Source organism: Nonomuraea sp. ZG12, assembly GCF_052068115.1.
GTDB lineage: Bacteria > Actinomycetota > Actinomycetes > Streptosporangiales > Streptosporangiaceae > Nonomuraea.
In genome coordinates this window covers 1,426,922-1,449,970 of sequence record NZ_JBQHCW010000001.1, presented here as the reverse complement: position 1 = coordinate 1,449,970, position 23,049 = coordinate 1,426,922, and the positions used below count along the sequence as shown (strand labels likewise).

Genomic DNA, 23,049 nt, shown 5'->3' with positions numbered 1-23,049 from the left:
GCTTCAGCCGCTCAGGCCGGACTCCAGGTGCGCCAGGGCCCGGTCGATCTCGGCGGGGCCGTCCAGGCCGGGGTCCTGGGCCCACTGCTGCCAGACCATCGCCACGACCCCGAAGACCGCGCCGATGGCGTCGCGCAGCCGGGGGTCGTCCGCCGCGCGGCCGGCCCTGTCCGCCACGATCTCGCGGATCTCCTGGATGAGGCCGGGGCTTCGGCGCAGGTTGGCCGCCACCAGCTCGGGGACGGTGGCCGCGAACACCTCGCGCGCACGTCCCGCGGCGATCTCCTCGGCGGACAGGGCGGCGAACGCCGTGCGGAACGCGCCGCGCAGGACGGCCACCGGTGTGCCCGGCGGCTGAACGGGCAACGCCTCCATGAGGGGCGGGAAGCGGTCGAGCGTGGCGAGATCCTCCTTCGTCGGGAAATAGCGGAAGAAAGTGGCCGGGGAGATCTCGGCGGCGGCGGCGATCTGCTCGATGGTGGTGGCGCCGTAGCCGCATTCGTGGAAGAGCCTGAACGCCTCACGCAGGATCGCCTCCCGCGTCTTGACCTTCTTGCGCTCGCGTAGCCCGCCGGTGCCCATGGGCGAAGTTTACTGCCAATTGATGGTCTGCTTTCAAATTTTACCGGCCTAACTTGCACTGCTAAGTAAGCATGCTAAGTTAGGTGCGTGGAACGGAACCTGAGTTTCAACCTGCATGTGCTCACCGCCCGGCTGGACCGGGCGGCCGACAGGATCCTGCGGGCGGAGCACGACATCTCCTACAGCCGCTTCCTGGCGCTGACCCTGGTCGGCGAGCTGGGCGTCTCGACGCAACGCGCCCTCGCCGACAGCCTGGGCGTGACCGAGCCGTCGGTGAGCCGGATGACCTCGGTGCTGGCCGCCGAAGGACTGCTCGACGTGCAGCCCGACCCCGCCGGAGGGCACCGCCGGCAGCTGACCCTCACCGACGAGGGGAAGCGGCTGGTGTCCTCGGTCCAGCAAGGGCTCGAAGAACGGGTGGCCGCGCTCGTCCACAACAGCGGCGTGCCGTACGAGGAGTACGCGAGGCACACCGCGCTCCTGCTGGCGGCCGTCGACGACATCGAGAAGAAGAGAACCAAGTGAGCATCCAGACCACCCATCCGCGCACGGTCACCTCGGCCGACGGCACCCCCATCAGCTATCGGACCATGGGCGCGGGTCCGGACCTCATCGTGGTCGGGGGCGCGCTGCGCGCCTCGCAGGACTACCTGCCGCTGGCCTCCGCGCTGGCCGGCTCCCGTACGGTCCACCTCGTCGATCGGCGAGGCCGAGGCGGCAGCGGCCCCCAGGGCCCCGGCTACACCCTGGCCAAGGAGGTGGAAGACCTCCTGGCCGTCCAGGCGGAGACCGGCGCGCGAACGGCGTTCGGTCATAGTTACGGCGGGCTCGTCGTCCTGGAGACCGCACGCTCGTTCCCGGTGTTCGACCACGTCGCGGTCTACGAGCCCGGCGTGCCCTGCGGCCCGGTCCACACCCACTGGATGGCCCCCTACCGGGAACGGCTGGCGGCGGGCGACCCCTACGGCGCGTTCGCCCACTTCGTCCGCGGGTCCGGTGGTGCACCGGCCTTCATGGCCAAGATGCCACACTGGTATCTGCGCCTGGCGCTACGGGTCGGGCTTCGCGGGCCCGCCTGGCGACGGATGCTGCCGCTGCTGGAGGCCAACCTGGCCGAGCACGAGCAGGTCGCGGCCCAGCAGGGCCGCCATATCGCGTTCGCGGCCGTCACCGCCTCGACGCTGATCCTCTGCGGCGGCCGCAGCTCGCGGACGAGCAGAGCGGAGTTCGGCGTGCTGCGGGACACCCTGCCGGACGCCACCCTCGAAACCTTGGACGGCCTCGACCATTTCGGCCCGGAAGGCAAGACGGCCTCGATCGTGGCCGATCGGACACTGGCCTTCCTCCGCTGACGCGCCGTTGGTGGCCCGGCGGACGCGGGCGCTCCTCCGCGGACGCGCCGGTCGTGGCGTCACCGGCTTGCCGTGACGCCAACCTAGCGCCATAGTGCCGTCATGGATCTCACGCCGTACGTCGACAGTCTCCGCCGCGAGCTGGCCGTCGCCGCCGAGGCGGGCGGCCCGGAGGCCCGCGCGCTCGCCGAGCGTCTCACCGCGCCGCTGGACTCGGCCGTCCGGCTCACCCTCCTGGAGGCGCTGTCGGCCGCCGCGGGCGAGATCACCCGCGATCTCGCGCCAGGCTCGGTCGACGTACGGCTGCGCGGCCGTGACCCCGACTTCCTGGTGACGCCTCCGCCGGTCGACACGTCACCGCAAGGGGCGCCCCCGAGCAGTTTGAGCACCGCGCTGGCCGGCGCGGTGGAGGTCGCGATGGGCATCCGGCAGCCCGTTCCCCCGGCTCCACCGGAGTCCGACGACGGCGGCACCTCACGGATCTCGCTGCGCGTCCCCGACCACCTCAAACCACGCATCGAGCAGGCGGCCGGCCGGGAAGGACTGTCGGTCAACGCCTGGCTGGTCCGAGCCGTGTCCGCGGCGCTCGGCCCCGCCGAGGGAGGCGGCACTCCCGAGAGCCACGGCGATCCACGTACCGGACGCCATTACACCGGCTGGGTGCGCTAGCGCACCCAGGGCGGCGGAGAGGTGGACAGCGGCGCTGGGCCGGGAGCCGACCGCGAGCGGTGGCCGGCCCGTGGTCAGCCCGTGGCCATCATGCGGCTCTCCCAGGCCCAGGCCGCGATCTCGACCCGGTTGCGGGCGCCGAGCTTGGCCTGGACGCCCGCGACGTGGCCCTTGACCGTACTGAGCGAGATGAACAGCTCGTCGGCGATCTCCTGGTTGGTGCGTCCTCGGGCGACCGCCTGGACGATGTCGAGCTCCCGCGTGGTCAGGGGCCGCGCGAGCGGGCGGGCCTCGGCGCGGGTTCCGCCGTCGGCGAGGCGGCGCAGCAACCGCAGGGTGATCGACGGCGAGATGAGCGCGTCACCCGCGTACGCGGCCCGCACGGCCTCGACGAGCAGGACAGGGCCCGCGTCCTTGAGCACGAACCCGGCCGCGCCGCAGCGCAACGCGCCGTAGACGTACTCGTCCAGGTCGAAGGTGGTGACCATGACCACGCGTGGCGGCGCGTCGGCCAGCGCGCGGGCGACCTCGATGCCGTCGAGGCGGGGCATCTGGACGTCCACCAGGCACACGTCCGGGCGCGTCCTGCGGGCCTGCTCGATCGCCTCGACGCCGTCGCCGGCCTCGGCGACCACGGTGATGTCGGGCTGGTCCTCAAGGATGATCCGCAGGCTGGCCCGGATCATCTCCTGGTCGTCGGCCAGCAGCACCCGGATGGTCATCGGCGCTTCCCGGACAGCGACGGCGGCGCCGGGACGGTGGCGCGGACGGTCCAGCCGGAGCCGGGGCGGGGGCCGGCCGTCAGGGTGCCGCCGAGGGCTTCGAGGCGTTCGCGCATGCCGATGAGACCGTATCCGGCGTGACGGTAGCGCCTGGCGGGCGCCTGCGGGGCGTCGTCCTCGACCACGACCGTGACCGCCTCCTCGTCCTGGGTGATGTCGATGGCGACCGTGCGGACGTGCCGGGCGTGCCGGGAGACGTTGGTCAGCGACTCGCGTACGACGCGGTACACGGTGCTGCTCACCTCGGGCGGCCAGCCGTCCGGCTCGGCGGCCAGCCGCAGGCGCGCCCGCCGGCCATGGCCTTCGAAGTTCTCGATCAGCTCGGCGAGCCGTTCGTGGCCCGCAACGTCGGAGGCGGTGTCGCGCAGGAGGCCGACCACGCGGCGGGTCGCGGCCAGCGCCTCGGAGCCCGCGGTCTCGATGCCGGCGAGCGAACCGGCCGTCCTGTCGGGATGCTTGGCGGTGACGAGCTGGGCGGCCTGGGCCTGGAGCACGATGCTGGTGATGTGGTGGGCCACGACGTCGTGCAGCTCCCTGGCCAGCTCCAGGCGTTCGGCGTGCCGTACGCGCTCGGCGGCGGCGTGGCGGCGGGCGGCGAGGAGCCGGAGGGCGAGCCCGGCCGCCAGGGCGGCGAGCCAGATCAGGGCGCCCTGCACCGGCACGGCCGAGCGGGGATTGGCGAGGTGACCGGCCGCCATCACGGCCGGTCCCCCGGCGGCGACGGCGCAGGCCGTGCGGGCGGGCAGGATCCTGACCGCGGAGCCGGCGAGCACCGCCAGGCCGAGGGAGGCGGCGGGGCTGGGCTCGGCGGGCAGGTGGACGAAACGGGTGACGAGGACGGCGAGCGCCGCCACGGTAAGGCCGGCGACGGCCGTCCACAGGCGAGAGCGGCGGCGCACCACGGCGAGCACGCCCACCGACGCGCCGACGGCCGCGCCGAACAGCCAGTAGCCGTCGCCCCAGGAATCGGCGACCCAATAAGCCTGGAATGCGACGGCTGTCGCGATGACGACGCCGAGCCCGGCGTCGGCCGCCGCCTTGCGCCGATCGGGGAAGCCCACGGTCGTCCAGGCTAGGGCAGGGGTGCCGCCGGTTGATTCGGCCGAAAGTACGGTCTCGTTCTGCACGGCCGTCGCTGCCTTGTCCGGGGAAGTAGCAAAAAATTCAATTAATCAACGTAGTTTCGGTCTCGACCGGAGACCCCCGAACCACATACCGTATACGGCATGTCTGGCGACATGATCCCCCCGGCTCGGTCCCCGCTGACCCCTGCCTTCCTCGACCGCTCCCGAACCGTGGCACCGCCCGGCTGGAGCCGCTGGCTGATCCCGCCGGCGGCCCTGTCCGTCCACCTGGCGATCGGCCAGGCGTACGCGTGGAGCGTGTTCAAGCCGCCGTTGGAGTCCTCCCTCGGCCTGTCCGGCACGATGAGCGCGCTGCCCTTCCAGCTCGGCATCGTGATGCTCGGCCTGTCGGCCGCGTTCGGCGGCACGCTGGTCGAGCGCAACGGGCCACGGTGGGCCATGTTCGTCTCGATGACCTGCTTCTCCAGCGGCTTCCTGATCTCCGCGTTCGGTGTGGCGATCGGGCAGTTCTGGCTGGTGGTGCTGGGATACGGCTTCATCGGCGGCATCGGGCTCGGCATCGGCTACATCTCGCCGGTCTCCACCCTGATCAAGTGGTTCCCCGACCGGCCCGGCATGGCCACCGGCATCGCCATCATGGGCTTCGGCGGCGGGGCGCTGATCGCCTCGCCCTGGTCGGCGGGCATGCTCGGCGCGTTCGGCACGGACACGACCGGCATCGCGCAGACCTTCCTGGTCCACGGCGTGGTCTACGCGGTGTTCATGTCAGTGGGGGTGATGCTGGTCCGCGTGCCGCCCGAGGGCTGGCTGCCCCGGGGCTGGACGCCCTCCCTGGCCGCCGCCAAGCCGCTGGTCACCACCGCGGACGTCTCCGCGCGCAACGCGATCCGTACCCCGCAGTTCTGGTGCCTGTGGATCGTGCTGTGCCTCAACGTGACCGCGGGCATCGGCATCCTGGAGAAGGCCGCCCCCATGATCAGGGACTTCTTCTCCGACACCGACACCCCCGTCGCGGTCGGCGCGGCGGCCGGCTTCGTCGCGCTGCTCTCCCTGGCCAACATGGCCGGCCGGTTCGTGTGGTCCTCCACCTCCGACCTGATCGGCCGCAAGAACATCTACCGCGTCTACCTCGGCGTGGGCGGGCTGCTCTACCTGACGATCGCGCTGGCCGGCGACAGCTCCAAGCCGCTGTTCATCATGTGCACGATCGGCATCCTGTCCTTCTACGGCGGCGGGTTCGCCACCGTGCCCGCCTACCTCAAGGACCTCTTCGGCACCTACCAGGTGGGAGCCATCCACGGCCGGCTGCTCACCGCCTGGTCGGTCGCGGGCGTGCTCGGCCCACTGATCATCAACGCGATCGCCGACGCGCAGGCAGCCGCGGGCCGGTCGGGACCCGCGCTGTACACGACCTCCCTGTACATCATGATCGCGCTGCTCGTGATCGGCTTCGCGGCCAACGAGCTGATCCGCCCGGTCGCCGAGAAGTTCCACGAACGCGTGCCGGAAACCCCGGAAACCCCGGCCACCCGCTGACCGTGACGAGCCGATGAGGACTCCCGTATGAGCAACGACAGCCGCACCCTGCTGATGGTCCTGGCCTGGGCCTGGGTCGGAGTGCCCTTCGCCTTCGGTGTGTACGAGTTGGTCCTGAAGCTCACCCAGCTCTTCGCCGGGTAACGCCCACGCGGGGCCGGGCACCGTCCCCTGGACGATCTCACCTGGTCAGGACGAGCCATCTCTTGCCGTCGATGAGCTCTCGTGCGGCGTCGAGATGACCGGCATGGCAGGCGGTCTCGGTGATGACGTGCAGGACGACCTCCCGTAGCGTGCGCGCCTGCCAGTCGGCGAACCACTCCGGCCACCACACCGGCGCGGCCTGCATCGAGGTGGTGGCGATGACAGCGTTCGCGGCGTCGATCTCCCGCTGGTAGCAGGTGAGGACCGCTTCGACCGGCACGTCGCGGCCGACCTGCCAGGCGTCGCCGGACTGGCCGAGCCCGTCGATGACGGCCCGATCACCGGAGACGACGGCGCGGAACCAGAACCGCTCGACGTCCAGGGCGAGATGCCGTACCAGGCCCAGGCAGCTCCAGCCCGACGGCAGGACCGGCCGCCGCAGATCCGCCTCGCTCAGGCCGGCCAGGATGTCGTGGACATGCCGTCGCTGATGGTTCAGGTAGGTGAGCAGAGTCTCGGTTTCCGGGCTCATCATCGGAGCGGCTCCCGCCGGGCGTTCTCGTCGGCCCGGTCGAGCAGCGCACGGCGTTCGGGCTCGCTGTGCGCGACGGCGGCCGCCTGCCGGAACAGCACCGCGGCGCGGTCGCGGTCGCCACCCCGGGCGGTGAGGTCGGCTTCTGCGGCGATGGCCAGCGGGTGACCGTCCAGCGCGCCGCCCGAACGCAACCCGGCCAGCAGCGCGAGCCCGGCAGGTGGCCCGTGCGCGTAGCCGTGCGCGACGGCCCGGTTCAGCTCGACCACGGGCGTGGAGTGCATCCGGGCCAGGTCGTCGTAGCACCGGGCGATCGTCGGCCAATCCGCGCCGGAGACCGACGGCGCGGTGACGTGGCAGGCGGCGACGCGCGCCTGCAGCCCGTACGGGCCGTCCTGCTCGACCCCGGCCAGTATGTCCAGGCCCTCGGTGATCGCGACCCGGTCCCACCGGGAACGATCCTGCCTGTCGAGCGGCAGCAGATTGCCCTCGGCGTCCTGGCGGGCATCGCGCCGGGAGTGCTGCAGGAGGAAGAGCGCCAGCAGCGCCGACACCTCACTCTGCCCCGGCATGAGCCGGCGCAGCAGCCTCGCCAGCCGGATCGCCTCCTGCGCGAACGCGGGCTCACCGTCGGCGTCGTAGCCCTGGGTGAACAGCAGGTAGAGCACCGCCAGCACGCCGGGCAACCGCTCGGCCAGGGCCGGGCCGGTCGGGACCCGGTACGGGATCCCCGCATCGGCGATCTTCCTCTTGGCCCTGGTCAGGCGCCGGGTCATGGTCGGCTCGGTGACCAGGAAAGCGCGGGCGATCCGCGCGGCCGGCACCGCGCAGATCGTCCGCAGCGTCAACGCCACGCGCGCTTCCAGCGGCAGCGCCGGGTGGCAGCACGTGAAGATGAGCCGCAGCCGATCGTCCACGACCTCCTCCTCGCCGACGGCTTCGGGGCCGTCGTGTCCGGCCGGCGCGAGCCTGGCCAGTTCCTCCAGCTTGCGGCGTTCCACCGAGGCGCGGCGCAGCGTGTCGATCGCGCGGTTGCGCGCCACCGTCATGAGCCAGCCGCCGGGGTTGGCCGGCATCCCCTCCTGCGGCCACCGCCGCACGGCCAGCGCCAGCGCCTCCTGAGCGCAGTCCTCGGCCAGCGTCCAGTCGCCGGTGACGCGGATGAGCGTGGCGACGATGCGCGGGCAGGCGTCGGCGGCCACCGTTTCCAGAGACGCCGCCTCCAGAGACGCTGTCACTGTTCGAAGTCGGCGAACGGACGCAGCTCCAACCGTCCCGCCCTGGCCATCGGATGAGCGCGAGCGACCTCGATCGCCTCGTCCAGATCGTCGCAGTCGAGCAGGTCGAAGCCCACGATCACCTCCTTGGTCTCGGCGAACGGGCCGTCGGAGAGGATGAGCTCGCCTTCGCGGACGCGGACGGTGGTCGCCGCGGACTCCGGCGCCAGGACCGCGCCCCGCAGACGCCGCCCGCGTGCGTCGTTCTCGGCCACCCAGGCCTCGATGTCCGGCTCGTTTTCCTTGTCCGTGTCAGGCTCGGTGTCGCTGCAGACGAACATCATGTACTTCATGACGCGCTCCTCGGATTGACGGCGTACACCATGGTGACGAATGGGCAGGCGGCTTCCGGACACGCCCCACCGATGATTTCGTGCGGACGATGGTGTCACCGTCTTTCCCGAGTTCGCCCGGCCCGTCGTGCGCGCGCTAAGCGACAGAGCCGTAAGCGGGCTTTCCCGTCCAGTCGTAGGTGACGTACACGACGCCGGCGTCGGTGGGCGTCACCCCGGTGAGCTTCAGCCCGGCGGGTGCGGCCCCCTCGGCGAACAGCCGCTTCCCCTCGCCGAGGACGACGGGGAAGACCAGCAGCCGGTACTCGTCGACCAGCTCGGCCTCCTGCAGGGTGCGCAGGAGATCGCTGCTGCCCTGGACCAGGATCTCGCCGTCGGTGCTCCGCTTGAGCTCGGCGACCGTCTGAGCGGCCTCGCCCACCAGGACCCGGGTGTTGCGCCAGGCGGCGTCCATCGGCGTCCTGGTGGTGACGTACTTCGGCATGCTGTTGATCTTCGCGCCGCCCTCCTCGTCCGGCACGCCGGGCCAGTGCGAGGCGAGGATCTCGTAGGATCTGCGCCCCAGCAGCATGCCGTCCGCGCGGTCGAGCTGCTCGCCCATGATGCGGCCGAACCCCTCGTCCACGTGCGGGGCCAGCCATCCGCCGTGCGGGAAGCCGTTGGAGTCGTCCTCGCCGGGCCCGCCGGGGGCCTGCATGACGCCGTCCAACGACACGAACGTGGAAACGACCAGTTTGCTCGCCATCTGTCACTCCTGTCGTGGTGCGGGACTTCTACCCCATGAGCGGGCTACGGTTTCGTGTAGGTGGCGATGATCACGCCGCTCTTCATGACCTGGGTGCCGGCCAGGGCCAGCGTCGTCTGGACGTCGCTCAGCGGCGCGGACACCGACGGACCGCCCACGAACACCGGGTGGATCCAGAACCGGACCTCGTCCACCAGCCCCGCCTTGACCAGGGCGTGCGTGACCACGCCGTAGCCGTACATCAGGATGTCCGCGCCCGGCCCGGCCTTGAGAGCGGTGACCGCCTCGACGAGGTCGCCCTCCAGCACCTCGCTGTTGTTCCACTCCGGGTCCGTGAGGGTGCTCGAGGCGACGTACTTCTTGACGTTGTTGAAGTAGGCCGCGCCGGTGCTCGGGTCGCTCTCGTCGCGGGTCGGCCAGGCGGCGGCGAAGCCCTCGTAGGTGCGCCGGCCCATCAGCAGGGCGTCGGCGGCGGCCGTCTGCTCACCGGCGAAGGCGGCGGCCTCCTCGTCGAAGTACGGCATGGTCCACATGGGGTCTTCGATGACGCCGTCGAGGCTGATGTAGGTCGAGCTGATGAGCTTACGCATCGTGGGTTCCTCCGGGCTGTGCGTGTTTCTTTCGATGACCACTACTGTGCCCGGAGCTTCTTACGATTCGCTTCAGGCCCCCTTACCGGCAAGATGTGGCGAATGGAGACGAATCGACTCGGGCGCAGCTCAGTGGAAGTGACGCGGCTCGGCTTCGGCGGCGGGCCCATGGGCGGCTACGGCATCGGCCACTCCGAGCGCCGCATCGGCGCAAGCCTGCGCGACTGACGACGATCGGAGTTCACCCTCTCCACCAAGGTCGGCAAGGTCCTCATCCCGCAGGACCCCGAGGGGCGGATGGACGAGGCCTTCATGGTGCCCGCCACGCACCGGCGGGTGTGGGACTTCTCCCGCGACGGCATCCGGCGCAGCGTCGAGGACTCCCTGAGAGCCAGTCGTCCGCGCAGGCGATCGCCACGGACCCTGCTCTACCTGCTCTCGTGGGTGCCGGGCCGTCGTCAACCTGTCCATTCTCCAGCCGTGAACATCACGGAGACAGATCGGCCCTCGCCTCGCCCGTCTCCAGGTCGTACGGAATCGAAAGGTGCTGGTGGACCATCACCCACGCGCCACTCCTGCGCTCGAACACCCGCGTGCCCCGCGACCAGTGCTCGGCCTCCCCGGCGACCCGGACCCGGTTGAGCCCCCACGCCACCGCGAGGTCATCCCCCACCAGGACCCGTAGATCCGGGATCTCCAGGCTGACGTCACCGCCGACGCCCAGGCCGCGCGCGCACACCTCCCGCACCGCCGCCGCCCCCGCATACTGCAGCGGAGCCTCATGCTCGTACGACACCACGTCGTCGGCGACGGCCGCCATCACGCCGTCCAGATCCTTGGCCGCGGTGGCGTCGAACCACCGCTGATGCACCTGGCGCACCTCCCGCTCGGCCGCGCCCCGATCCATGATCGGGAACGAGTGGTGCTCATGCGCCACCACCCACCGGCCGCCCTCCTTCCGCAGCCCCAGCGTCAGCCGCAGCCGGTTGCCCGGATCCTCTCCCGGCATGCCGCACCGCAGCAGCGCCTGCGCGAAGGCCACGTCAGCGCCGGCCGTGACCTCCAGGGACACGATCTCGAAGCAGGCCCCCTGAGCCTGCCACCGGAAGAACGGCGGCCACGTCTCCCGGTACGCCTCGATGCCCCGCACCCCCTCCTGAGGAGGCGGCACGTCGAACATCACGATGTCCTCGGCGTGATCCGCGACGACCCCCTCCAGGTCGCCCCGATGCACCGCCTCCGCCCAGCGCTCGATCAGCGTACGAATCCGCATGTCGTCGGTTGCCATGAGATGAGGTCCCTCCGGTTCGATGTCACCGTCACCCCTACAACCCCCGCCGAACCGGAAACTCATCGCGAATCCGGCAACCCGAACGCCGCGAAGTCCGCGTCCAGGAACGAGACCACCTCCGCGACCCGCCTGCCCCGCACCACGAGCACGTCCAGACCGGCCGGAACGTGCACACCTCGCTCCTCGTCCCACATGTACGTGCCGAACGCGAGCTGACCGTTCGCCCCCACCGGCACGAACCGCCAGCGACTCCGCAACGGCCCGTCGACCAGGAACCCGCGAATGTCGGCCCGCCCCGCGTACCACGCCGTCAGCGGCGGCATCGAGTACTTCGCGTCCTCCGTCAGCATGGCCACGATCGTCTCGACGTCACCCGCCTCCCACGCGCGCGCATACCGCTGAGCGAGCTCACGCCGCCCCTCCTCGCCCAGCTCACCCAGCGTCCGCTGCTGCGTCCGCTCGGGCAGCACCTCCGCCAGCACCTTCCGGGCCCGCTGCAGAGCGCTGTTGACCGCCGCCACCGACGTGTCCAGCAGTCCGGCGACCTCGCCGGCCGCGAACCCCAGCACCTCGCGCAGCAGCAGCACCGACCGCTGCACCGCCGTCAGATGCTGCAGCGCCGCCACGAACGCCAGCTCCACGCTCTCCCGCGCCACCACCCGCGCCTCAGGGCTCAGCTCCGCCGTCCACCCCATCAACCGATCCGGGTACGGCTCCAGCCACGCGACCTCGCCGGCCGTTCGCAGATCGGCGGGCAGCTCACGGCGGCCCCGGCGTTCGATGAGCGTCAGCGCCCTGTTCGTAGCGATCTTGTACAGCCACGGCCGGATCGACCCCCGATCCTCGAACCGCCCCAGACCACGCCACGCGCGATCCAGCGTCTCCTGGACGACGTCCTCCGCGTCATGCGCCGACCCCAGCATCCGGTAGCAGTGGGCGCACAACTCATCCCGGAACGGCCCCACCAGCCGGTCGAAAGCATGGCGATCACCCGCCCGCGCCGCCGTCAACTCACCCATCGCCACCACCTTTATCCACGACCGGTACGGAGGCGGCCCTGGAGATCAGCGATGTTCGTGATCGCGCGGGCGCTCGCCGTGGAGCACGTACGCCTCCAGGCTGTCGTCATAGCCGGGATGCGCGGCGAGCACGTCCTCGTAAGCCGCCTCGCCCGCCGGCGTCCGCACCAACGTTACCCATCTCAGCACCAGCGCGAAGGCCACCGTCAGCGGGCACGGATCCGCTTCTTCAACGGTCTCCAGCCCGGCGCCCGTTCGATCTCGGCTTGGCGGGCGTGGCCCATCCGCTTCGACAGGATGGCGAGCACCAGCCGCTCGGCCGGATGCTCCGCCGACATGCCCGCGACAGGCGAGCACAGGCCCTCCGGGGACTCACGGACGACGTTCCGCCTGACGAGCGCGGTGATCACGGTGTCGGCCGGCGACCGGCCGCCGCCGGCCAGCACGGCCAGCTCGTAGGCGTCGGTGATCTCACCGACGCGGCCACGCCCGCTCCGCCACCGCGACAGGCATTCCACCAGGACCAGGACGACGACGGCCACCAGGCCTGACACGACAACGATCAGGAGCATGACCACCGTCCACCCTCGGGACTCCATCCTCACCCATGCGCCTGAGGACGTACAGGAAGATTTTCAGAGACCGGCCACCCGGGAAGAAGCGGCGTCGAGGAGGCGGCACAGCGCCAGCGGGTCCGGGGCGACGGCCGTCACCAGGATGGCCGGGCCGGTGAGCGGGGTCAGCACGGCCTCCCCCGCTCCGAGGCCGCCGCCGAACAGCCGGACGCCGGGCCGCTCCTCCGCGAAGGCCGGGTCGACGACGAGCAGCTGACCGACGGCCCGATGACCGCCGAGGACGGCGGGACCGTCCCACGACGGCGCCCCGGGACCGTACTCAGTCTGCTGGTCGAGCAGCAGGCGACCGTCGTGCCGGACGGTGAGGCGGCCGGTCAGCCGCCCCGGCGGCTCGTTGGCCCGCCCCAGGACCTGCTCCTCGCGCAGCACGAGCCGGGCGGTGGCGGCCAGGTCGATGACGCAGCTCTGCCGGAGGTTGCTGCGCGCGGCGGAGATCAGCGGCTTGGGCAGCCAGTGCAGCCGCGCCCCCTCCGCCACGGTCAGCCGCACGTCGTAGGCGGCGTGCTCGGGGGTGGGCCCGCGCAGCGCGACGGTCGCGGCGGCCGACGTGACCCGCAGGTCGGCGCCCTGCTCGGCGGTGGCTTCGATGCGCAGCCGGTCACCGCCGAGTGGGGCGCTCATCGCGCCCAGGACGCACACCCTCGCCTGTTTCCCGTACGACCGGCCGCGGCGCAGCTCGAACGGCCCGTCCCCGCACAGAACGGGAAGCGCCGTGGCCCCGCCCACCGCCGTCGCCGTGATCCGCGCGGTGGCCCGTACGCCAAGGCGCTCGGCTTCTCGAGCCGGCCGGGTGGGGGCGACGGTCATGCGGCGCCCGCGGTCCAGTCGGCGAGGCGTTCGCCGACCCAGTCCGCCACCGGCTGGACGCCGCCCTCGGACTTCAGCGTGGTGAAGGCCACCGGGAGGTCGCCCCGCTGGGCCTTGGCGTCGCGGGCCATCCCCGCCAGATCGACGCCCACGTACGGGGCGAGGTCGGTCTTGTTGATGACGAGCAGGTCGGCGGTGGTGATGCCGGGACCGCCCTTGCGCGGGATGTCGTCCCCTCCCGCGACGTCGATGACGAAGATCTGCACGTCGACGAGCCCCTTGGAGAACGTCGCGGTCAGGTTGTCGCCGCCCGACTCGACCAGGATCAGGTCGAGCGGGCCGACCTGATCCTCCAGGTCCTCGACGGCTTCGAGGTTGGCCGAGATGTCGTCGCGGATGGCGGTGTGCGGGCACGCCCCCGTCTCGACCGCCTGGATGCGTTCGGCGGGCAGGACGGCCTCGCGGAGCAGGAACTCGGCGTCCTCACAGGTGTAGATGTCGTTGGTGACGACGGCGATGGACAGCCGGTCGCGCAACGTACGGCACAGGGCGGCGACCGTGGCCGTCTTGCCGGAGCCGACCGGCCCGCCGAGGCCGATGCGCAGGGCTCGGCGGCGGCCGTCGGGGCGTTCGGACTCGGCGGAGACGGGGAGGGCGTCCGCGTGGTGCAGGTGCATGGCTGCTCCGATGGTGTGGTCGGCGGTCAGGAGGCGAAGAGACGTACCGGGCGGTCGGCGTGCCGCTCGGCGGCGAGGTCGAGCAGCGGCGCCGAGGCCGCGGGCAGCACGTCGACGCCCTCGGCGGCGACCTGTGACGCGCGTTCGGCACCGTGCGCCGCGATGGCGTCGAGGTCGGCGGTGAGGCGGGCGAGGACACCGGTGGCGTCGAACGGGTTCAGGCTCAGCAGGCGGACGGTGGCGGTGGCCGGGCCGCTGACGGACTCGTACGCCGCCACGTACGCGGCCTGCAGCGGGGTCAGACCCGCCGATCGGGCGGTGAGGCCGAGGACGACGGGCTGGTGAGCGCCGCGTGGCCGGGCGACGGCGAGTGCGTCGAGCTCGGCCGAGGGCCAGGTGGCGCGGGCGGCCCGCATCAGCTGGCGGCCCAGTCTGCGCGCGGTGTGCCGCAGGGCGGGGGCGGGGGTGCGGGCGTCGGCGGCCTCGTCCAGCAGGAGCGGGTCGTGGCCGGCGGCGGCCGCGGCGGTCAGACCCGCCGCGACCAGCCCGCTGGTGTGCAAACGGCCGCGGCAGAACTCCTCCAGGCTGGCGACGTCGTGAACGCGTCCCGCCGTGACAGCCCACTCCGCCCCGCCGGAGTGGGCGTGCCCACCGGCGGGGAAGCGGCCGTCGGCCAGGACGAGCAGTGCGGCGCTGTGCGGCTGACTCATCAGAAGAGGAAGTAGCGCTGTGCCATGGGGAGCTCCGTGGCGTAGGCGCGCTCGACGAGCTGATCGTCGATCTCCGTGCGCACGTCCTTGGCCGTCGCCCCGCCGATCAGCACCGTGAACGTGTCGGGGTCGATCTGGACGTCGGGGGTGGCGTTGTTCTCCCGCATATCCGCTTTGCGGACCTCTCGCGTGCTGCGTACGGGTCTGAACTGCTTGTCCAGCTTGAGCCGTTCGGGCAGGCCGCCGTCGATGGCCCGTTCGGTCACGAAGTTGACGGAGTTGCCGCGAGAGGCCCGGCCGGTCGCGCCGAACACGGCACGGGGCAGGACCGGCTGCGGCGTCGGGATGGAGGCGTTGGCGTCGCCCACCTGGGCGTAGGCGATCTGGCCGCCCTTGATGACGCGATGCGTCTTGACGCCGAAGAACTTCGGCTCCCACAGCACCAGGTCGGCGAGCTTGCCCGGTTCGATCGACCCGACCTCGTGGTCGATGCCCTGGGCGATGGCCGGATTGATGGTGTACTTGGCGACGTAGCGGCGGGCGCGATGGTTGTCGGCGCCGTCGTCGCCGTCCAGGAAGCCACGCCGGGCCTTCATGACGTGCGCGGTCTGCCAGGTCCTCATGATCATCTCGCCGATGCGGCCCATGGCCTGAGCGTCCGACGACATGATCGAGATGGCGCCCAGGTCATGCAGGATGTCCTCGGCGGCCATCGTGGAGGGCCGGATCCGCGAATCCGCGAAGGCACGGTCCTCCTCCACCAGCGGATTCAGGTGATGGCAGACCATCACCATATCGATGTGCTCCTTGACGGTGTTGTAGGTGAAGGGCCGGGTCGGGTTGGTGGAGGCGGGCAGCACGTTCGGCCGGCTCACGATGGTGATCATGTCGGGGGCGTGGCCGCCACCGGCGCCCTCGACGTGGAACACGTGGATGGGGTGGTCGCCGATCGCCTCGATGGTGTCGGCCACCACGCCCGCCTCGTTCAGTGAGTCGGCGTGCAGGGCGAGCTGGACGCCGGTCTCCTGGCACACCTCCAGGCACCTGCGCAGGACGGCCGGAGTCGCGCCCCAGTCCTCATGGATCTTGAAGCCGAGGACGCCCGCGTCCACCTGGTTGAACAGCGACTCCCTGGACATGGTGCTGCCCTTGCCGAACAGCCCGATGTTGACCGGGAAGGAGTCCAGCGCCTCGAACATCCGGTCGATGTGCCAGGAGCCGGGCGTGACGGTGGTGGCGGTGCTGCCCTCCGCCGGGCCGGTGCCGCCGCCGATGAGGGTGGTGACGCCGGCGGCGAGCGCCTCGTGGATCTGCTCGGGGCAGATGAAGTGGACGTGGGTGTCGACTCCCCCCGCGGTGAGGATCTTGCCATTGCCCGCGATAACCTCGGTCTCGGGGCCGATGAGGAAGTCGGTGGCCTGCTCGTGGCCGTCATGGACGGGGTCCATGGTCTCGTCGTTGTACGCCTTGCCGAGCGCGACGATCCGGCCGTCCCGGATGGCGACGTCGGCCTTGACGACACCCCAGTGATCGAGGATGACGGCGCCGGTGATGACGGTGTCCGGAGGCTCGGGGGCGCCGGGCTCAGCGGAGTCGCGGGGCGCGCAGGACTGGCCCATCGATTCGCGGATCACCTTGCCGCCGCCGAAGACGACCTCGTTGCCGCTGCGTCCGGGCCCGCCGGACCAGTCGTCGGTGATCTCGATCCGCAGGTCGGTGTCCGCCAGGCGGATGCGGTCACCGGTCGTCGGGCCGAACCGGTCGGCGTAGTCGGTGCGGGACAGCGGCTCAGCCATCGAGGTGACCTCCGACCAGGCCGCGCAGGCCCGCGACGACGCGCTTGCCCTCGATGGGCACCAGCTCCGCCTCTCGTGGACAGCCGGGTTCGAAGCGCATGGAGCTGCCGGCCGGGATGTGCAGGCGCTTGCCGTACGCGTCGGCCCGGGTGAAGGTGAGACCGGGGTTGGCCTCGTAGAAGTGGTAGTGGGAGCCGACCTGGATGGGCCGGTCGCCGTCGTTGACGACGCTCACGGTCGTGACCTCCCGGCCCACGTTGAAGTGCACGGGCCCCGCCTCCTCCGGATGTTCGACCTTCCCCGGGCTGACCAGCGGCTCCTCCCCCGCCTCCGGGAACGGGTCGTGCACGGTGACCAGCTTGGTGCCGTCGGGGAAGGTGGCCTCCACCTGGACGTTGGGGATCATCTCCGGGACGCCCTCCATGACCTCGTCGCGCGTGAGCACTCCCCGCCCGGAGGCCATGAGCTCGGCGACGGTGTGACCGTCACGTGCCCCTTCGAGCACGTGCACGGTCAACAGCGCGACCGCCTCCGGGTAGTTGAGCCGCACTCCCCGCGCCCGGCGTTTCTCGGCCACGTCCGCGGCCACATGGATCATCAGCCGTTCCCGCTCGTGCGGAGTCAGGTGCATGTCCGCCACCTCGCCTTCGATCGCCCCGTTGACTTGCTCACCGAACGTAATCTTGTGACCACTCAATGTGACGTGGCGGGACGGTGAGGTGTCCGTCACCGGTGGCCCGGCGATCGGATCAGGCGCTGGGCGCGCCGTCCTCGAAGAACGCCGCCGTCGTCGTCACGAAGCGGCCGGCGTCGTCGAGCCACGGATAGTGGCCGGCTCCCGGCTGCACCACGAGCTCGGCGCCGGGGAACAGCTCGGCGAACTCGGCCACGACGACCGGGATCGAGTTCAGGTCGACCTCTCCGGCGAGCACCAGCACCGGCGCGGCGAAGGCGGACAGGGCCGCGCGGGTGGCGTCCGGGTCGAAGGCGCCCTCGGCGCCGAAGGCGGCCGCCGCTTCGTCGTTGCGCCGGCCGTCCTGCGCGGCCAGATGGGCTCGGGCGGCCTCGTCCCACCGGCCGTAGAAGAACGGGTCGACCGCCGCCCAGCTGTCGCCGGTGGCGTCGCCTGCCACGATGGCCTCCAGAGCCGCGAAGGCCGGCGGGAACCAGGGCTCGTCCGCGCGGAGCCGTGCGAGCTCCAGGCGCGCCTGGCCGGTGGCGTCGATCCCGACGGCCCTGGTGCTCGGCGTGATCAGCGCGAGCCTGGCGACCCGTTCGGGGTGCCGGGCCGCGTACAGGGCCGCGAGGTTCGCGCCCGCGCAGTGCGCGAGCAGGTCGAACCGCTCAAGGCCCAGATGCTCGCGCAACGCCTCGACATCATCGACGAGCCGGTCACAGCGGTAGGAGGCGGCGTCCCGCGGGATCGCCGACCGCCCGGTGCCCCGGAGATCGAACATGATCAACTGCCGGTGCGCCGGCAGGCCGCCGAGTTCGCCGAGGTAGCCGGTGTCCTGCATGCCGCCCGGCAGGCAGATCACCGGGGCCCCCGCGCCGAGCTCGTGGTAGGCGAGATCGGTCCCGTCGAACGCGGAGAAGGAAGGCATGGCAGGCATGGTCACATCCGCGCTCCGGACACGGCAACCGGTTTTTCGCCGAACACCCACGGATCCGCCTCGCACTCGGCGATGAAATCGACCGGGAAGCCCACCGCGAAGTCCGTCGCCGCCTCCAGCTCCCCGATCGCCTCCTCGGACAGCACCACGTCGACCGAGCCCAGGTTGTCCGTCACCTGTTCGACGCTGCCGGCGCCGATGATCGGATGCACGCCGCCATACCGGGCACGGGTCCACGCGAGCGCCACCTGGGCCGCGCTGACGCCCAGCTCGCCGGCGACCTTCAGCACGGCACGCGCCACCGCGTGATCCCGGTCGGTGAGGGATGCGGGGTCGACCCGGGTCGGCCCGTCGACGCCGCCGGGCACGGTGAACTTCCCCGACAGCACACCACCGGCCAGCGGCCCCCACGCGGCCACGCTCATCCCGAACGCCTCCGCCATCGGCAGCAACTCCCGCTCGGCATCGCGCTTGAGCAGGTTGTACGGCACCTGCAGCCCGGCGAACGGCGTCCAGTCCCGCCACTCCGCCAGCGTGTTGGCCCGGCTCACCAGCCAGGCCGGCGCGTCGGAGATGCCCACGTACAGGATCTTCCCGGCGCGAACGGCGTCGTCCAGCGCCCGCATCGTCTCCTCCACCGGCGTGCGCCGATCCCACAGATGCACCCAGAACAGGTCGATGTAGTCGGTGCGCAGCCGCCGCAGACTGCGGTCCAGGGACAGCACGAGGTTCTTGCGGTGGTTGCCGGCGGCGTTCGGGTCACCGCCGTCGCGGGACAGCGTGTACTTGGTGGCGACGACGAACCGGTCACGGCGGCCCTCCAGGAGCTCGCCGAGGATGCTCTCACTCTCGCCGTACGCCGAGGCCGTGTCGATCACGTTGCCACCGGCGCCGGCGTACGCGTCGAGCATGGCGCGATACCTCGGCAGCGCGTCCCCTCGCTCGTAGAAGGACATCGCGCCGAAGAACAGCTCGGACACCCGCAGCCCGGTCCGGCCCAGCAGTCGGTAGCGCATCAGGCCACCTGGCGCGCGGACAGCTCGAAGGAGCCCTGATCGATGCCCCACGCCAGGATCCGGCGCGGTCGGATCAGCATCCACGCGGGATCGAACGGGAACGACGCGTCAAGGCGCAGGCCGACCCGCTCGCCACCCTCGGTGTACGTCTCCGCGTGCCCGCGGATCTCCATCCCGCGCGGCGTCCACGGATCGACCGCCGCCAGGTCGTCGACGAGGAACGACACCTCCGGACGGCTGCGCGCGTCGCGGAACTTCTTGCTCCCCGCCATGTTCGAGCCGGCGTGTCCGCCGATCACGATGCCCTGGGCCTCGGGATCGTAGACGACCCCTACCGGCCTGACGGACGGCCTGCCGTCCGTGCCGACCGTGGCGAGGCGTCCCAGCAGCTGGCCGGTCAGATAGGCGACTTCGCCGTCAGTGAATACGTTCATGGGCCTGAGCCTGCCGGACCGGGCCAGGTGGAGGGAGACCGCCGTGAGACGAGCCCTGCCAGGGCCACCCTCGCCTAGACTCGCGGGCATGGGAGACAACGAGCTGGGCGCGTTCCTGCGCTCCCGGCGGGAGACGGTCACACCCGCCGACGTGGGCCTCCCCGGCGGGTCACGCCGCCGCACGCCGGGTCTGCGCCGCGCCGAGCTGGCCACGCTCAGCGGGATCAGCGTCGAATACCTCACCCGGCTGGAGCAGGGGCGCGACCGCCGCCCCTCCCCCGAGATCCTCGCCGCGCTCGCCGACGCGCTGAGCCTGTCCACCGACGAGCGGGTCCACCTGTACCGCCTGGTCAAGACCGTCACGGGAGGCACCTGCCAGGGGGCCGAGCCGCTGGTCCGCGCCGTGCGCCCCACGGTCGCGGCGCTGCTCGACCGGCTGGGGGCGACCCCGGCGGTGGTGCTGAACCGGCCGAACGACCTGCTCGCCTGCTCCCCCGGCTTCGAGCGCCTGGCCGGCCCCGTCGGCCTGCTGGAGGGCCGGCCGCCCAATCTGGCCCGGTTCGTCTTCACCGACGACCGGGCCAGGTCCGCCTTCCCCGACTGGGCGCATGTCGCGGGTCAGCGGGCCGCCGACCTCAGAGCCGCCGCCTCACTCGGCGATCCCCACGCCGCGCGGCTCGCCGAGGAGCTGTCCATCAGCGCCGGCGCCGAGTTCAGCGACCGGTACGCCGCCTCGGCCGGCCTTCCTGGGCGCACCGGCGCCGAGCGCTGGCGGCACCCGTACGCGGGTGAGCTGGCGCTGGCCTACGAGAGCCTCGACCTGCCCGGCGCCGACGAGCACCGCCTGGTCGTCTACCTCCCGGCGGACGAGGCCACCTCGGCCGCGCTCGACCTTCTCACCGAACACGCCCCGGCCTGACCAAGGGTCAGAGCTTGCCGAGGCCGCGGGCCAGGATGGTGGCGGTGTCCGCGACGACCTTGTCGACGACCGGGGCGTCGATGGCCTTCCGGTTGGTGTAGATCGCCATGATGATGGGGGCGGCCGACGTACGGGGCCAGACGACCGCGATGTCGTTGCCGGACCCGTACTTCGAGGTCGTACCGGTCTTGTCGCCGATCGTCCAGCTCTTGGGCAGGCCGGCGCGGATGCGGGCGTCGCCGGTCTCGTTCGCGATCAGCCAGGCGTTCAGCCGCTTCCGGTCTCTGGCGTCCAGAGCCTTGCCCACCGTGAGCGCGCGCAGGTCACGGGCCATGGCCGCGGGCGTGGTGGTGTCGCGCTTGTCCTTCGGGCTCCAGTCGTTGAGCTCGGTCTCCCACCGGTCCAGCCGGGACAGCGGGTCCTTCAACGTGCGGAAGTAGCGGGTCAGCCCGGCGGGGCCGCCGATCTGCTTGAGCAACATGTTGGCGGCGGTGTTGTCGCTGCGGGTGATGGCCGCCTTGCACAGCTCGGCGACGGTCAGCCCGTCCTTCACGTGCTTCTCGGTGATCGGGGAATTCTCCTTCAGGTCGGCCTCGGTCCAGTGCACGACCTTGTCCATCAGGCCGGGCTCGGAGGTGCGCGCCTTGTGCAGCACGGCCCCGGCGACGATCGCCTTGAAGGTGGACAGCAGCGGGAACCGCTCCCCCGACCGGTAGGAGATCGTCTTTCCGGTGCCGGTGTCGATGGCGTAGGCGCCGACGCGGCCCTTGAAGGACGCCTCCAGCGCTCGCAGCTCCTTCCTGGCCTGCTTCGTGGCCTGGGCCTCGCCCGGTGGCGCCGGCACCGCCGCCGTGACCGTCGCGGCCGAGGCGGCGCCCGTGCCGACGGCGCCGCCCGCCAGGAGGGAGAACGTCAACGCGGTCGCCTGCAGCGCCGCCGTGGAACGGCGGGTGCGGAGATATCTCATGCCATGTCCTTACTGTCGTTGTCAGACGGCAGGAGCAAAGCAGATGTGATCAGGGCATGTCTAATAGCGATATCGCGAAGGAATCCATCACGTTTCCCATATGGTCGCAGGTCGGAGCGGCCTTACGACCATCGCCCGGGGGCGATGCCGTCGGCTATCCGCGTCCGGGCTGGGATTGGCGGCGACGGTGAACGCCGACGAGGTAGGCCGTGCGCGCCCAGAGGAGGATCGTGAGTCCGGCGGCCAGCCATCCCGCCCACACCCAGGCGGGCGCTCCCGATAACCAGGAGCCCAGCGTCCAGACGGCGAAGAGCGCCACCCCGCCGATGGGGGCGGTCGTCACCGGATGGGCCACCATCCGGCGGTTCACCCGGGCGCTGACCTCCACCAGGATGGCGACGACTTCGGTGATGGCTATGAGGACTCTCTCGATAATGGCCATTTCTCTTTTCACTGGGGGGACAGGGCCGCGCGGCCTCCCTGGATTAGGCTGCGCGAATGGCTCGTTACGGCACACAGTACGGTCCGGACATTACCTTCCTTGGCATTCCTCCCTGCGATCTGACCGATCCCTCGACCTATGATGACGCCGACGTGGTGATCGTAGGCGCACCGTTCGACGGCGGCACCTCGCACCGGCCCGGCACCCGGTTCGGGCCGCAGGCGATCCGGTCGACGGACTACCTCGCGCACAACGGCACGAGGCCCAGTCTGGCCCTGCGCACCGACGGTTTGCAGGACCTCAAGGTGTACGACGCGGGCGACGTCGAGATGTTCTCGGGAGACGTCCTGAAGTCCCTCGCCGACCTGCGCACCGAGGTCGCCAAGGTGGTCCGGGCCGGAGCGGTCCCGGTGATCCTCGGCGGCGACCACGCGATCGCCTACGCGGACGCCTCCGGCGTGGCGGACGTGCTCGGCCACGGCCGGGTGTCGATGGTCCACTTCGACGCGCACGCGGATACCGGCGACGTCGACTTCGGCTCGCTGTGGGGCCACGGGCAGCCGATGCGCAGGCTGATCGAGTCCGGCGCGCTGCGCGGTGACAGGTTCCTGCAGATCGGGCTGCGCGGGTACTGGCCGGGGCCGGAGGTGCTGCGGTGGATGGCCGAGCAGCGGATGCGCTCCTACGAGATGACCGAGATCGTCGAGCGTGGCCTGACCGCATGCCTGACCGAGGCGTTCGGCATCGCCACCGACGACTGCGACGGCGTGTTCCTCTCGGTGGACATCGACGTCTGCGACCCCGGCGCGGCCCCCGGCACGGGCACACCCGAGCCGGGCGGGCTGACCGCACGCGAGTTGCTCGACGCCGTCCGCCGGACCTGCCTGGAGTTGCCGGTCGTGGGCGTGGACGTGGTCGAGGTCAGCCCGCCCTACGACCACGCGGACATCACCGCCGCGCTGGCGAACCGGGTGGTTCTGGAAGCCCTGTCGGCGATCGCCCGCAGGCGCCGCGACGCCAGGGACGGCACCACCTGGGACCCCCGGCGCCCGCTCCTGGACGGTCGCGCGAACTCCTGAAGCGTTGAGGAACCGTACGTTCCTCAACGGCTTCTAGGGTTCGAGCAAGGGAAAGGG

The 23,049-nt window shown here is 71.4% G+C and carries 30 protein-coding genes; 8 read left to right on the top strand and 22 right to left on the bottom strand.

Going from position 1 to position 23,049, the window contains the following annotated elements; all coding sequences use genetic code 11:
• Positions 1-3: 3 nt before the first annotated feature.
• Positions 4-582, bottom strand: a complete 579-nt coding sequence (locus ACTMTF_RS06875; RefSeq protein ID WP_441109749.1) for a TetR family transcriptional regulator — start codon at positions 580-582, stop codon at positions 4-6.
• An 87-nt stretch (positions 583-669) separates the two neighbouring features.
• Here ACTMTF_RS06875 and ACTMTF_RS06870 point away from each other — a divergent pair, with 87 nt between their 5' ends.
• The 3 genes from ACTMTF_RS06870 to ACTMTF_RS06860 all read left to right on the top strand — a co-directional run bounded on the left by ACTMTF_RS06870 (position 670) and on the right by ACTMTF_RS06860 (position 2,603).
• Positions 670-1,107 (top strand): MarR family winged helix-turn-helix transcriptional regulator, encoded by a 438-nt coding sequence (locus ACTMTF_RS06870; RefSeq protein WP_396999163.1) that lies wholly within the window; start codon positions 670-672, stop codon positions 1,105-1,107.
• A complete protein-coding gene (locus ACTMTF_RS06865) occupies positions 1,104-1,934 on the top strand; it encodes an alpha/beta fold hydrolase (protein WP_441109748.1) in 831 nt (276 codons plus the stop codon). The genes ACTMTF_RS06870 and ACTMTF_RS06865 overlap by 4 nt, the downstream gene beginning before the upstream one ends.
• 102 nt (positions 1,935-2,036) lie before the next feature.
• Positions 2,037-2,603 (top strand): hypothetical protein, encoded by a 567-nt coding sequence (locus ACTMTF_RS06860; RefSeq protein ID WP_441109747.1) that lies wholly within the window; start codon positions 2,037-2,039, stop codon positions 2,601-2,603.
• A gap of 74 nt (positions 2,604-2,677) precedes the next feature.
• Here the strand turns inward: ACTMTF_RS06860 and ACTMTF_RS06855 are convergent, their stop codons facing one another.
• A complete protein-coding gene (locus tag ACTMTF_RS06855; protein WP_441109746.1) occupies positions 2,678-3,325 on the bottom strand; it encodes a response regulator in 648 nt (215 codons plus the stop codon).
• Positions 3,322-4,446, bottom strand: coding sequence for a sensor histidine kinase (locus tag ACTMTF_RS06850; protein WP_441109745.1), 1,125 nt, complete (start codon positions 4,444-4,446; stop codon positions 3,322-3,324). Before ACTMTF_RS06850 ends, ACTMTF_RS06855 begins: the two co-directional genes overlap by 4 nt.
• A 165-nt stretch (positions 4,447-4,611) precedes the next feature.
• On the opposite strand from ACTMTF_RS06850, the gene ACTMTF_RS06845 reads away from it, so the two are divergent.
• Both ACTMTF_RS06845 and ACTMTF_RS06840 read left to right on the top strand, forming a co-directional pair.
• Positions 4,612-6,006 carry an OFA family MFS transporter gene (locus ACTMTF_RS06845; RefSeq protein WP_441109744.1) on the top strand — a complete coding sequence of 465 codons (1,395 nt, stop codon included), beginning with the start codon at positions 4,612-4,614 and terminating at the stop codon, positions 6,004-6,006.
• Positions 6,007-6,033: 27 nt separating this feature from the next.
• Positions 6,034-6,150 (top strand): MFS transporter small subunit, encoded by a 117-nt coding sequence (locus ACTMTF_RS06840; RefSeq protein WP_441109743.1) that lies wholly within the window; start codon positions 6,034-6,036, stop codon positions 6,148-6,150.
• A gap of 37 nt (positions 6,151-6,187) precedes the next feature.
• Here ACTMTF_RS06840 and ACTMTF_RS06835 read toward each other — a convergent pair whose 3' ends face one another.
• From ACTMTF_RS06835 to ACTMTF_RS06815, 5 genes are all read right to left on the bottom strand, one after another.
• Complete coding sequence (locus tag ACTMTF_RS06835) at positions 6,188-6,685, bottom strand: DinB family protein (protein WP_441109742.1); 498 nt, start codon at positions 6,683-6,685, stop codon at positions 6,188-6,190.
• A complete protein-coding gene (locus tag ACTMTF_RS06830; protein WP_441109741.1) occupies positions 6,682-7,920 on the bottom strand; it encodes an RNA polymerase sigma factor in 1,239 nt (412 codons plus the stop codon). Before ACTMTF_RS06830 ends, ACTMTF_RS06835 begins: the two co-directional genes overlap by 4 nt.
• Positions 7,917-8,252, bottom strand: a complete 336-nt coding sequence (locus tag ACTMTF_RS06825; RefSeq protein WP_441109740.1) for a YciI family protein — start codon at positions 8,250-8,252, stop codon at positions 7,917-7,919. The genes ACTMTF_RS06830 and ACTMTF_RS06825 overlap by 4 nt, the downstream gene beginning before the upstream one ends.
• A gap of 136 nt (positions 8,253-8,388) precedes the next feature.
• Positions 8,389-8,997, bottom strand: coding sequence for a dihydrofolate reductase family protein (locus ACTMTF_RS06820; RefSeq protein WP_396999172.1), 609 nt, complete (start codon positions 8,995-8,997; stop codon positions 8,389-8,391).
• Between the two features lie 44 nt (positions 8,998-9,041).
• Positions 9,042-9,587 (bottom strand): dihydrofolate reductase family protein, encoded by a 546-nt coding sequence (locus ACTMTF_RS06815; RefSeq protein WP_441109739.1) that lies wholly within the window; start codon positions 9,585-9,587, stop codon positions 9,042-9,044.
• A 102-nt stretch (positions 9,588-9,689) separates the two neighbouring features.
• Between ACTMTF_RS06815 and ACTMTF_RS06810 the strand changes: the two genes are divergently transcribed.
• Complete coding sequence (locus ACTMTF_RS06810; protein WP_441109738.1) at positions 9,690-9,815, top strand: hypothetical protein; 126 nt, start codon at positions 9,690-9,692, stop codon at positions 9,813-9,815.
• A 259-nt stretch (positions 9,816-10,074) separates the two neighbouring features.
• Here ACTMTF_RS06810 and ACTMTF_RS06805 read toward each other — a convergent pair whose 3' ends face one another.
• The 12 genes from ACTMTF_RS06805 to ACTMTF_RS06750 all read right to left on the bottom strand — a co-directional run bounded on the left by ACTMTF_RS06805 (position 10,075) and on the right by ACTMTF_RS06750 (position 19,585).
• Positions 10,075-10,875, bottom strand: a complete 801-nt coding sequence (locus ACTMTF_RS06805; protein ID WP_441109737.1) for a nuclear transport factor 2 family protein — start codon at positions 10,873-10,875, stop codon at positions 10,075-10,077.
• A gap of 62 nt (positions 10,876-10,937) precedes the next feature.
• Positions 10,938-11,897 (bottom strand): sigma-70 family RNA polymerase sigma factor, encoded by a 960-nt coding sequence (locus ACTMTF_RS06800; RefSeq protein ID WP_441109736.1) that lies wholly within the window; start codon positions 11,895-11,897, stop codon positions 10,938-10,940.
• Positions 11,898-11,942: 45 nt separating this feature from the next.
• Positions 11,943-12,086 carry a hypothetical protein gene (locus ACTMTF_RS06795; protein WP_441109735.1) on the bottom strand — a complete coding sequence of 48 codons (144 nt, stop codon included), beginning with the start codon at positions 12,084-12,086 and terminating at the stop codon, positions 11,943-11,945.
• Positions 12,087-12,103: 17 nt separating this feature from the next.
• Entirely contained in the window at positions 12,104-12,469 is a 366-nt protein-coding gene (locus ACTMTF_RS06790; RefSeq protein WP_441109734.1) for a TIGR04222 domain-containing membrane protein, read from the bottom strand.
• A gap of 63 nt (positions 12,470-12,532) precedes the next feature.
• Complete coding sequence (locus ACTMTF_RS06785) at positions 12,533-13,339, bottom strand: urease accessory protein UreD (protein WP_441109733.1); 807 nt, start codon at positions 13,337-13,339, stop codon at positions 12,533-12,535.
• Entirely contained in the window at positions 13,336-14,016 is a 681-nt protein-coding gene (gene ureG / locus ACTMTF_RS06780; protein WP_441109732.1) for an urease accessory protein UreG, read from the bottom strand. The genes ACTMTF_RS06785 and ureG overlap by 4 nt, the downstream gene beginning before the upstream one ends.
• Before the next feature lie 26 nt (positions 14,017-14,042).
• Complete coding sequence (locus tag ACTMTF_RS06775; protein WP_441109731.1) at positions 14,043-14,726, bottom strand: urease accessory protein UreF; 684 nt, start codon at positions 14,724-14,726, stop codon at positions 14,043-14,045.
• Entirely contained in the window at positions 14,726-16,522 is a 1,797-nt protein-coding gene (locus ACTMTF_RS06770) for an urease subunit alpha (protein ID WP_441109730.1), read from the bottom strand. The genes ACTMTF_RS06775 and ACTMTF_RS06770 overlap by 1 nt, the downstream gene beginning before the upstream one ends.
• Positions 16,515-17,153, bottom strand: coding sequence for an urease subunit gamma (locus ACTMTF_RS06765; RefSeq protein WP_441109729.1), 639 nt, complete (start codon positions 17,151-17,153; stop codon positions 16,515-16,517). The genes ACTMTF_RS06770 and ACTMTF_RS06765 overlap by 8 nt, the downstream gene beginning before the upstream one ends.
• A gap of 118 nt (positions 17,154-17,271) precedes the next feature.
• On the bottom strand, positions 17,272-18,126 hold the full coding sequence (locus ACTMTF_RS06760) for an alpha/beta fold hydrolase (protein WP_441109728.1): 855 nt from the start codon (positions 18,124-18,126) through the stop codon (positions 17,272-17,274).
• Between the two features lie 11 nt (positions 18,127-18,137).
• Entirely contained in the window at positions 18,138-19,151 is a 1,014-nt protein-coding gene (locus ACTMTF_RS06755; protein ID WP_441109727.1) for an aldo/keto reductase, read from the bottom strand.
• On the bottom strand, positions 19,151-19,585 hold the full coding sequence (locus ACTMTF_RS06750) for a PPOX class F420-dependent oxidoreductase (protein WP_441109726.1): 435 nt from the start codon (positions 19,583-19,585) through the stop codon (positions 19,151-19,153). Before ACTMTF_RS06750 ends, ACTMTF_RS06755 begins: the two co-directional genes overlap by 1 nt.
• Positions 19,586-19,673: 88 nt before the next feature.
• On the opposite strand from ACTMTF_RS06750, the gene ACTMTF_RS06745 reads away from it, so the two are divergent.
• On the top strand, positions 19,674-20,504 hold the full coding sequence (locus ACTMTF_RS06745; RefSeq protein ID WP_396999188.1) for a helix-turn-helix domain-containing protein: 831 nt from the start codon (positions 19,674-19,676) through the stop codon (positions 20,502-20,504).
• Between the two features lie 7 nt (positions 20,505-20,511).
• On the opposite strand, the gene bla is transcribed toward ACTMTF_RS06745, so the two are convergent.
• Together bla and ACTMTF_RS06735 are read right to left on the bottom strand one after the other, a co-directional pair.
• On the bottom strand, positions 20,512-21,471 hold the full coding sequence (gene bla / locus ACTMTF_RS06740; protein ID WP_441109725.1) for a class A beta-lactamase: 960 nt from the start codon (positions 21,469-21,471) through the stop codon (positions 20,512-20,514).
• A 154-nt stretch (positions 21,472-21,625) separates the two neighbouring features.
• Positions 21,626-21,913, bottom strand: coding sequence for a hypothetical protein (locus tag ACTMTF_RS06735; RefSeq protein ID WP_441109724.1), 288 nt, complete (start codon positions 21,911-21,913; stop codon positions 21,626-21,628).
• A 56-nt stretch (positions 21,914-21,969) separates the two neighbouring features.
• Between ACTMTF_RS06735 and speB the strand changes: the two genes are divergently transcribed.
• Positions 21,970-22,992 carry an agmatinase gene (gene speB / locus ACTMTF_RS06730; protein ID WP_396999191.1) on the top strand — a complete coding sequence of 341 codons (1,023 nt, stop codon included), beginning with the start codon at positions 21,970-21,972 and terminating at the stop codon, positions 22,990-22,992.
• Positions 22,993-23,049: the final 57 nt, after the last annotated feature.

Excerpts from the sequence above, each read along its gene's own strand:
- ACTMTF_RS06760 (WP_441109728.1), bottom strand. The coding sequence starts at position 18,126 with ATGCCTTCCTTCTCCGCGTTCGACGGGACCGATCTCGCCTACCACGAG.
- ACTMTF_RS06815 (WP_441109739.1), bottom strand. The coding sequence starts at position 9,587 with ATGCGTAAGCTCATCAGCTCGACCTACATCAGCCTCGACGGCGTCATC.
- bla (WP_441109725.1), bottom strand. The coding sequence starts at position 21,471 with ATGAGATATCTCCGCACCCGCCGTTCCACGGCGGCGCTGCAGGCGACC.
- ACTMTF_RS06800 (WP_441109736.1), bottom strand. The coding sequence starts at position 11,897 with ATGGGTGAGTTGACGGCGGCGCGGGCGGGTGATCGCCATGCTTTCGAC.
- ACTMTF_RS06790 (WP_441109734.1), bottom strand. The coding sequence starts at position 12,469 with ATGCTCCTGATCGTTGTCGTGTCAGGCCTGGTGGCCGTCGTCGTCCTG.
- ACTMTF_RS06805 (WP_441109737.1), bottom strand. The coding sequence starts at position 10,875 with ATGGCAACCGACGACATGCGGATTCGTACGCTGATCGAGCGCTGGGCG.
- ACTMTF_RS06835 (WP_441109742.1), bottom strand. The coding sequence starts at position 6,685 with ATGATGAGCCCGGAAACCGAGACTCTGCTCACCTACCTGAACCATCAG.
- ACTMTF_RS06855 (WP_441109746.1), bottom strand. The coding sequence starts at position 3,325 with ATGACCATCCGGGTGCTGCTGGCCGACGACCAGGAGATGATCCGGGCC.
- ACTMTF_RS06735 (WP_441109724.1), bottom strand. The coding sequence starts at position 21,913 with ATGGCCATTATCGAGAGAGTCCTCATAGCCATCACCGAAGTCGTCGCC.
- ureG (WP_441109732.1), bottom strand. The coding sequence starts at position 14,016 with ATGCACCTGCACCACGCGGACGCCCTCCCCGTCTCCGCCGAGTCCGAA.
- ACTMTF_RS06840 (WP_441109743.1), top strand. The coding sequence starts at position 6,034 with ATGAGCAACGACAGCCGCACCCTGCTGATGGTCCTGGCCTGGGCCTGG.
- ACTMTF_RS06825 (WP_441109740.1), bottom strand. The coding sequence starts at position 8,252 with ATGAAGTACATGATGTTCGTCTGCAGCGACACCGAGCCTGACACGGAC.
- ACTMTF_RS06810 (WP_441109738.1), top strand. The coding sequence starts at position 9,690 with ATGGAGACGAATCGACTCGGGCGCAGCTCAGTGGAAGTGACGCGGCTC.
- ACTMTF_RS06785 (WP_441109733.1), bottom strand. The coding sequence starts at position 13,339 with ATGACCGTCGCCCCCACCCGGCCGGCTCGAGAAGCCGAGCGCCTTGGC.
- ACTMTF_RS06750 (WP_441109726.1), bottom strand. The coding sequence starts at position 19,585 with ATGAACGTATTCACTGACGGCGAAGTCGCCTATCTGACCGGCCAGCTG.
- ACTMTF_RS06775 (WP_441109731.1), bottom strand. The coding sequence starts at position 14,726 with ATGAGTCAGCCGCACAGCGCCGCACTGCTCGTCCTGGCCGACGGCCGC.
- ACTMTF_RS06820 (WP_396999172.1), bottom strand. The coding sequence starts at position 8,997 with ATGGCGAGCAAACTGGTCGTTTCCACGTTCGTGTCGTTGGACGGCGTC.
- ACTMTF_RS06755 (WP_441109727.1), bottom strand. The coding sequence starts at position 19,151 with ATGCGCTACCGACTGCTGGGCCGGACCGGGCTGCGGGTGTCCGAGCTG.
- ACTMTF_RS06770 (WP_441109730.1), bottom strand. The coding sequence starts at position 16,522 with ATGGCTGAGCCGCTGTCCCGCACCGACTACGCCGACCGGTTCGGCCCG.
- ACTMTF_RS06745 (WP_396999188.1), top strand. The coding sequence starts at position 19,674 with ATGGGAGACAACGAGCTGGGCGCGTTCCTGCGCTCCCGGCGGGAGACG.
- ACTMTF_RS06860 (WP_441109747.1), top strand. The coding sequence starts at position 2,037 with ATGGATCTCACGCCGTACGTCGACAGTCTCCGCCGCGAGCTGGCCGTC.
- ACTMTF_RS06875 (WP_441109749.1), bottom strand. The coding sequence starts at position 582 with ATGGGCACCGGCGGGCTACGCGAGCGCAAGAAGGTCAAGACGCGGGAG.
- ACTMTF_RS06765 (WP_441109729.1), bottom strand. The coding sequence starts at position 17,153 with ATGCACCTGACTCCGCACGAGCGGGAACGGCTGATGATCCATGTGGCC.
- speB (WP_396999191.1), top strand. The coding sequence starts at position 21,970 with ATGGCTCGTTACGGCACACAGTACGGTCCGGACATTACCTTCCTTGGC.
- ACTMTF_RS06845 (WP_441109744.1), top strand. The coding sequence starts at position 4,612 with ATGTCTGGCGACATGATCCCCCCGGCTCGGTCCCCGCTGACCCCTGCC.